Annotated in this window: 9 protein-coding genes; 7 read left to right on the top strand and 2 right to left on the bottom strand. The window is 69.2% G+C overall.

Features of this window, described 5'->3' with window-relative positions:
• Positions 1 to 94: 94 nt before the first annotated feature.
• Together HT102_RS02845 and HT102_RS02840 are read right to left on the bottom strand one after the other, a co-directional pair.
• Complete coding sequence (locus HT102_RS02845; protein WP_192037865.1) at positions 95 to 394, bottom strand: YciI family protein; 300 nt, start codon at positions 392 to 394, stop codon at positions 95 to 97.
• 27 nt (positions 395 to 421) lie between these two features.
• Entirely contained in the window at positions 422 to 910 is a 489-nt protein-coding gene (locus tag HT102_RS02840; RefSeq protein WP_192037864.1) for an amino-acid N-acetyltransferase, read from the bottom strand.
• Positions 911 to 1,000: 90 nt separating this feature from the next.
• On the opposite strand from HT102_RS02840, the gene pgsA reads away from it, so the two are divergent.
• The 7 genes from pgsA (at position 1,001) to HT102_RS02805 (ending at position 6,195) form a co-directional block, all read left to right on the top strand.
• Positions 1,001 to 1,624, top strand: coding sequence for a CDP-diacylglycerol--glycerol-3-phosphate 3-phosphatidyltransferase (pgsA, locus tag HT102_RS02835; RefSeq protein WP_192037863.1), 624 nt, complete (start codon positions 1,001 to 1,003; stop codon positions 1,622 to 1,624).
• Positions 1,624 to 2,121, top strand: a complete 498-nt coding sequence (locus HT102_RS02830; RefSeq protein WP_192038028.1) for a CinA family protein — start codon at positions 1,624 to 1,626, stop codon at positions 2,119 to 2,121. Before pgsA ends, HT102_RS02830 begins: the two co-directional genes overlap by 1 nt.
• 135 nt (positions 2,122 to 2,256) lie before the next feature.
• A complete protein-coding gene (locus HT102_RS02825; RefSeq protein ID WP_192037862.1) occupies positions 2,257 to 2,595 on the top strand; it encodes a helix-turn-helix domain-containing protein in 339 nt (112 codons plus the stop codon).
• 228 nt (positions 2,596 to 2,823) lie between these two features.
• Positions 2,824 to 3,642, top strand: coding sequence for a PspA/IM30 family protein (locus tag HT102_RS02820; RefSeq protein WP_192037861.1), 819 nt, complete (start codon positions 2,824 to 2,826; stop codon positions 3,640 to 3,642).
• A 25-nt stretch (positions 3,643 to 3,667) separates the two neighbouring features.
• The gene (gene pspM, locus HT102_RS02815; RefSeq protein WP_192037860.1) at positions 3,668 to 4,660 is read left to right on the top strand and encodes a phage shock envelope stress response protein PspM; all 993 of its coding nucleotides are present in this window, start codon (positions 3,668 to 3,670) and stop codon (positions 4,658 to 4,660) included.
• Between the two features lie 148 nt (positions 4,661 to 4,808).
• The gene (locus tag HT102_RS02810) at positions 4,809 to 4,988 is read left to right on the top strand and encodes a hypothetical protein (protein WP_149359916.1); all 180 of its coding nucleotides are present in this window, start codon (positions 4,809 to 4,811) and stop codon (positions 4,986 to 4,988) included.
• Between the two features lie 19 nt (positions 4,989 to 5,007).
• The gene (locus tag HT102_RS02805; RefSeq protein ID WP_192037859.1) at positions 5,008 to 6,195 is read left to right on the top strand and encodes a glycosyltransferase; all 1,188 of its coding nucleotides are present in this window, start codon (positions 5,008 to 5,010) and stop codon (positions 6,193 to 6,195) included.
• Positions 6,196 to 6,487 lie beyond the last annotated feature (292 nt).

Below are 6,487 nucleotides of genomic sequence, written 5' to 3'. Positions count from 1 at the left end.
GCAAAACCGCACATAACTGCCCCTTTCAGCGGAGGTCTCGCTGCAGGCTAGCCGGGCAGCACCCAGTGAGCGAGCCGATCCGGCGAGCACCGGTTCAGGCTGGGTCGCTGAAAGCACCCATCACCGGTGACCACTCGGTCACCGCGATGTCATGCGCGAGGCCCTCGACGACGAAGGGATCGCCCTCCAGCAGCGCGCGAGCGCCGGTCGGGCCGTCGGCGCGCTCGGCATCGAGCAGGATCAGCGCGCCGCTCCCATCGCCGAAGGCGCCCGCCGATACGACGATCCCGTCCGCGAGCCGGTCGCGCAGCCACTCCCGGTGCGCGGGGCGATGCTCATCTCGCTGGGTGGCCTCCGATGCCTCGTACGTATAGCGAACCGCGAGCAGATCCATTCGTGGTTGTCCTTTCAAGCCGCGGGCTCACAGCGCGAGCAGCATGCGGGTATTGCCGAGGGTGTTGGGCTTGGCGTAGCTGAGATCGAGGAACTCCGCGACACCGGTATCGTACGAGCGACGCATCTCGCTGAAGACATCCGACGAGACTGGCGTCCCGCTGATCTCGCGGAATCCATGTCGCGCGAAGAACTGCACCTCGAAGGTGAGCACGAACACGCGCTTGAGCCCGAGGTCGCGCGCGATCTCGATGAGCTGGGCGACGACCGCATGGCCCGCGCCGTGCCCCTTGAACCGTGGATCCACGGCGACAGTGCGTACTTCGCCGAGGTCGGCCCACAGCACGTGCAGCGCGCCGCACGCGATGATCGAGCTTTCATGCTCGGCGACCCAGAATTCCTGGATCGATTCGTAGAGCGTGACGAGGTTCTTCTCGAGCAGGATCCTGGGCGCGTAGAAGTCGACCAGCGACTTGATCGCGGGCACGTCCGCGGTGCGGGCGCGCCGCACCACCATTCCGGCGCTCCTCGCCGGCACTGGGGTCGCGCCGCCGTGATTTGTCATGTCGGCAAGACTAACCGGATCCGCGCCAGATAGTCTGGACAGGTGGCGAACAGTGACGATCGAGGAATCCCCGGGCACGCTGATGACGTGACCGAGCCCGTGCCCGTGCTCAACGTGGCCAACGTGCTGACCGTGCTGAGGATCCTGATCGTTCCGGTGTTCCTGGTCGCGCTGCTCATCGAGGATGGTGAGTCCACCCTGTGGCGCATCACCGCGGGCGCGTTGTTCATCCTCGCGGCGGTCACCGATCGCTATGACGGGCACCTGGCGCGCAAGCATGGGCTCATCACTGATTTCGGCAAAATCGCTGACCCGATCGCTGACAAGGCCCTGATGGGCGGCGCGTTGATCGGACTGTCGATCCTCGGCGACCTGAGCTGGTGGGTCACCGGCATCATCCTCTTCCGCGAGCTCGGCATCACCCTGCTGCGCTTCTGGGTGATCCGCCATGGCGTGATGCCGGCCGGTCGCGGCGGCAAGCTCAAGACAGTCGTGCAGATCGTCGCGATCTGCTTCTTCATCTTCCCGCTGCCGGCCTGGGTGGACCCGATCAGCGTCACGCTCATGGCCGCCGCTGTCCTTGTCACTGTGGCCACTGGCCTCGATTACGTCGTCCAGGCATTGCGGCTGCGGCGCGATGGACTGTCCGGCCAGGCGAGCAACTGATCGTGGATCCGCTGGCCAGTGCCACCAATGCCGAGGCCGTCGTGACTGCCCTTACCCGCAGGGGCCAGACGATAGCGCTGGCGGAATCCCTCACCGCAGGCATGGCGTGCGCGGCGATCGCGGGCGTGCCCGGCGCCAGCGCGGTGCTGCGCGGAGGGCTTGTTGTGTACGCGACGGACTCGAAGGCATCGCTGGCTGGGGTGGCCGAGGCGACCCTGGACCGGCACGGCGCGGTCTCCGCGCAGACGGCGACCGAGCTCGCGCGGGGAGCGCGGAGACAGCTCGGCGCGGACTGGGGGATCGGCCTCACTGGTGTCGCCGGGCCCGACGAGCAAGAAGGAAAACCGGTGGGCACGGCCTACGTGGGAATCGCGGGCCCGGGCGGCGAAGCAGTCCTGGAACTGTCGGTTCCCGGGCCCCGGTGGGATATCCGTGTCGAGGTGACCAGGCAGGCCTTCGCCGCGTTAGTCATCGAAGTTGACGGTCAACAGGTCTAGAGTCAGGGGTCTGGGAACCTCTCGCGGTCGCTGTGCGTTGACTCTTTGTGAGTTGCCCGCCCGCGAGAGGCGGCGCTAGGCCTCGCGGCCGCTGGTGCCGTTGCCCGCGGAGAACAATGAGGATGGAGGAGCGACATGGCGCTGCTGCTACGGGAAGCGCTCGGTGACAGCCTGCGGCGCGTCCGGGTGTCCCAGAGCAGGACACTACGCGAGGTGTCGAGCATGGCCCGCGTGAGCCTGGGCTACCTGTCGGAGGTGGAGCGTGGCCGCAAGGAAGCATCGAGCGAGCTGCTTGCTTCCATCTGCGATGCGCTCGATGTCGAGCTAGCCGACGTCCTGTTCGATGTCAGCTCCCTGCTCGCCAGCGAATCCGCTGCCCTTGGTGGCGTTGAGGAGCGGACGGCTCGGGTCGTCATCCCGCAGCGCTCGGCGGCGAAGGTCGCGAGCGGCGCGGAGGAACTGGTCGCCGCGTAGCGGAGTGCCCGTCGCGGCAAGCCTTGCCACCTCCCGGTGATCGGGCTGCGCGGCGCGCGAGAGTGGCGTATCGGTGGATTCCCCGATGCGCCGCCATCTGATCCGGGATAGATTCGACATGCGTGACAGCGCGCTGGATGCGCGTGGCTCGCGACGGAGGCTCGTGCTCGTCCGTCCGGGTAGAATCGCGGCACGAGGGACCGACAAACAGACTGGGAGGATGGGGCCATGGCGAACCCGTTTGCGAAATGGTGGCACTACATGAAGGCCAAGATGAATGCCTCCATCGATGAGAACGCCGACCCCAAGGTGCAGATCCAGCAGGCCATCGAGGACGCGCAGCGCCAGCACCAGGCCCTGTCCCAGCAGGCTGCGGCCGTGATCGGCAACCAGCGGCAGCTCGAGATGCGGCTCAACCGCCAGATCGCCGAGGTCGAGAAGCTCCAGGCCAGTACCCGCCAGGCACTGCAGATGTCCGAGAAGGCAGCCGCGCAGGGCGATACCCAGAAGGCGCAGCAGTACGAGAACGCCGCCGAGGCTTTTGCCGCGCAGCTCGTCACCGCGGAGACCAACATCGAGGACCTCAAGGCCCTGCATCACCAGGCGGTGGGCGCTGCGCAGCAGGCCAAGAACGCTGTCGAGCAGAACGCGATGATGCTCCAGCAGAAGCTCGCCGAGCGCACCAAGCTGCTCAGCCAGCTCGAGCAGGCCAAGATGCAGGAGCAGGTCGGCAACTCGCTGCGGTCGATGTCCGAGCTCTCCGCGCCTGGCAACACTCCAAGCCTCGATTCGGTGCGCGACAAGATCGAGCAGCGCTACGCGAATGCCCTCGGCACCACTGAGCTGCATAAGAACTCCGTGCAGGGCCGGATGATGGAGGTGCAGCAGTCGACCGTGGAGATGGCCGGGCACAGCCGCCTCGAGCAGATCCGGGCATCGATGAAGGGCAACCAGATCAGCAGCGCTCCCGAATCATCGAGCGCCCCGCAGGTCGCGGCGGACAAGCCGCAGCAGCACGGGCAGGCGGAGCCCAACGCAGCGGGGTGACCGGAGCAGCGAGGAGGTCCAGGCCGTGACGTCCCGAGCAGGCGGAGCCGGGCAGTTCTTTCGCGATGTGCACGGCCGCGTCACCGATGCGGTCACTCGCTTCACCGACCCGCGCGAGAAGCAGATCCGGCGGACAAGGAAGGCACGTCGCCGCTCGGTCCGCCTCGGCACGGGATCTGGCATCACCGCGACGGGAACAATGGGCCTCGCGGCCGCGAGTGCCCCGGACTGGACGATCATCGCGGGCGGGGGAGCGACAGCATTGCTCGCTGTTCCGGCAGTCATGGCCTGGCAACGCTTCCGCGTCTATCGGTCGCAACCGCTGCCGCCCGTTCGGCCAGCCAGGCGCTTCCACCCTGGCTACACCTCGGCGGCGTACGACTCGATGCTGCGCCTCGGCGACGCCGAGCAAAGCCTCTACCGGATGCTCACCGTCCTGTCCCGCGCGGAGGTCGTCCCGCATGCCGACCTCGAGGAGATCTCGGTAGCGAGCGCCGCCGCCGGGGACGCCCTCGAGGCCACCGCGCGCGACATCGTCGAGATGGAGCACGCGCAGAGGGCGCTGCGCGGTAGCGGCCAGCGGCGGGGAAGGGCCGGGAACGGCGCTTCGGGAGCCCAGCACGACCTTCGCGTGCCAATCAGCGCGCTCGCTGACCAGGTCTCCGACGGGGTCGAGGAGATCGAGGCGCTCGCGCTCGCGGCAAGCCAGATGACCGAGGCTGCCTTCGATCCATCGCGGCCCGCGCAGCCGGGCGGACGCTCGCTGGAAGCAATGGACAGGCGGCGCGCCGAGCTCCTCGATGCCGCCGACCGGCTCGAGGGACTAGCCCATGGCCTCCGTGAGCTCAACAGCCTGGGAGAGCCGACGTCCGGCGCGCCGATGGCGGCGCGCGGGCCCCGGTCCGAGCGCATCGATCCGCTTGCCGCTCCGAATCCATCGATCGCGCAGAGCACCAGGATCGACCCGGGACGTGCCCGCCCGCGGCGGAGCGACGAGCACCCCTGGCGCACTGCCTGAGCAGGAACTCCACCTCTCGGGGTACTCCCTGATCCTCACCCTGAACTCCGCGCCCGCATGCTGACAAGCCCGCATCGGTCACGCATGCTGGAGGAAAGCCCGGGGCAGTAGCGCCCGGGCGCACCACCCAACTAGTACGGGAGTCATCATGGTCCTCCGCATCGTGGCCGCCATCATCATCGCGTGGCTTGCCATCATCGTGCTCGGTGCCCTGTTCGATGTGTTGTCGACAGTCATCACGCTCGCGCTCATCGCGACAGCCGCCTACCTGATCTACCGGTTCTTCGCCGGACCGCGCACACCGACCACGCCCTCGACGAGGCTCTAGGAAGCAAGGAACAACGCACATGCGCATCGCTGTCGTGGCTGGACCCGACCCGGGGCACGCGTTCCCCGCTATGGCACTGGCCAGGCACATCGCCGGGAGCGGAAGCGAGGCGGTGGTGTTCACCGGGACCCGGTGGCTCGACCACGCGCGCGCCGCGGGCCTCGATGCGCGCGAGCTGCCCGGCCTGGGGCGCGGCGCCGAGGATCTCGACGTCGACGCGGGGCATCGCATCCACGAGCGCGCGGCGACGATGTCCACCCAGCTCCTGCCCGCCCTCAATCGATTGATGCCGGACCTCGTGGTCTCCGACGTCATCACCGTGGCGGGCGGGCTCGCCGCCGAGCGCCTCGGGATCCCCTGGGCAGAGCTGTCACCGCATCCTCTGTACCTGCCCTCGCGCGGGCTGCCCCCGGTCGGAAGCGGCCTTGAGCCAGGTACCGGGCTGCCAGGTCGAGCCCGCGACACCGTGCTGCGCGCCCTCGTGGCCAGGGACCGACGCCGCGGGCAGGCCCAGCGAGCCCGGGCGCGCGCCTCCATCGGCATGCCGGAGCGGGATCCTGGGCCACGCGCGCGCCTCATCGCGACCCTGCCGGCGATGGAGGTGCCCAGGCCGGACTGGCCGGCGCACGCGCACCTCGTGGGGCCACTCGTCTGGGAGCCCGCCAGCACCGACCTGCCGAGACCGCCCGGCGACGGGCCGCTGGTCATGGTGTCGCCCTCGACCGCGAGCCGCGGCGGCGTGGAAGGCATGATCGACGCCGTCATCGAGGCGCTGCGCGGAGGCGGGCCCCCCGCGACGCCCTGGCGGATGGTCGCCACCGTGCTCGGCGGACAGCCCCGCGAGCTACCGGACTGGTGCGTTGTCGGGCAGGGCAGGCAGGAACCACTCCTGCGGGAGGCCGCGGTGCTGGTGTGCGGTGGCGGCCCCGGAACCCTCGCCCGCGCTCTCCTCGCCGGAACTCCGATGGTGATCATCCCCGGCGAAGGCGACCAGCGGGAGCTTGCCGCGCGGGCCCAGCGCCGGGGCGTCGCCGAGATCGTCCGCACGAACAGCGACGGCGACCTCGATCCCGCGGCCGTGCGCGCGGCCATCGAGCGTGTCGTCGGCGACCCGCGGTACCGGGCCGCGGCCGCGGAGGCGGCACGGACCGCGAGCGACGTGCAAGATCCGCTCTCGGTCTGCGAGGGCGTGCTCGCTCGCGGGTAGCGGCTGCCGGGCTCGTGGGCCGCCGGGCTCTTTGGGCCGGGCTCGTGGGGCCGGGCTCGTGGGGCCGGGGCGGCTTCCCAGATCTGCGAGCGCAAGTCAACAGATGTCCGGTTTCCGGACGCGATTAGTTGACTTTCACTCGCAGATTCCCGTTGTCGGCTCGCGGCTCGCGGCGGGGGTGGGTGCTCGTGGGCCAGGCCCGAGCGCTCGACTGTGTGGGGCCGGCAGCTAGTGGAAACTTTTCCACCGTGGGGCGGGAAAATGTTCCACCTCCGCCGACGCTTCCGCCTCC

The sequence above is a fragment of the Lolliginicoccus lacisalsi genome (assembly GCF_014841105.1).
GTDB lineage: Bacteria > Actinomycetota > Actinomycetes > Mycobacteriales > Mycobacteriaceae > Lolliginicoccus > Lolliginicoccus lacisalsi.
This window is presented reverse-complemented; position numbering and strand designations above follow the sequence as displayed.